Source organism: Allofournierella massiliensis (genome assembly GCF_964241245.1).
GTDB classification, from domain to species: Bacteria; Bacillota; Clostridia; order Oscillospirales; family Ruminococcaceae; genus Allofournierella; species Allofournierella massiliensis.
Window position 1 is genome coordinate 1 of sequence record NZ_CAXSWZ010000076.1, and the last position, 642, is coordinate 642.

Sequence of the window (642 nt, forward strand, 5' to 3'; positions counted from 1 at the left end):
CCTGGCGGCAGGCCAGGCGAGTGCGGAGAACCCGGTCACGGCGCCTCTGGCGGCGGCCACCCTGAACATTGAATGGACTGGCGGCAAAAGCGATCCGGTCACCCTTGCGGTAACCGACAAGGCGCTGATGCCGGCGGACGAAATCGAGGTAAAAGACGGCTATAAAGTAGACAATACCGGCAGCGTGGATGCCTACATCCGCGTAACCGTAACCAAATACTGGGCGGACGGGAAAGACAAAACCACCGATCTCGCCGCCGAAAACATCGAGCTGGGCCTGAACAGTGAGGACTGGCTGAAGGCAACCAGCCTGTTCGAGGGCAACTCGAACGAGACCGAGGTGTACTACTACAAGTACCCGGTTCCGGCAGGCCAGAGCACCAGTGAATTGCTCAAGACCATTGGCATCCCGGCTGACTTGACCAACGAGTACGCGGGCAAGACCGTGAAGCTGGAGGCTGTGGCGGACGGCGTACAGTTCGCCGGTGCGGACGCGGCCGACCTGAACGCCAGCGGCATTCTGGCCAGCTGGGGCGTTGTGGCCGAGCTGGACGCAAACGGCAACCTGGTCAGCGTGACCGAGTAAGCGGGAGGAGGCAGTGAAGATGAAGAAAAAACTGATCGCGAGCCTTTTCTCGCTGG

1 protein-coding gene is annotated in these 642 nt (G+C 60.7%); it reads left to right on the top strand.

What is annotated here, in order from left to right; all coding sequences use genetic code 11:
* A partial coding sequence (locus ACESYO_RS16430; RefSeq protein ID WP_373210887.1) for a hypothetical protein occupies positions 1 to 586 on the top strand: 586 nt, incomplete at its 5' end.
* Positions 587 to 642: the final 56 nt, after the last annotated feature.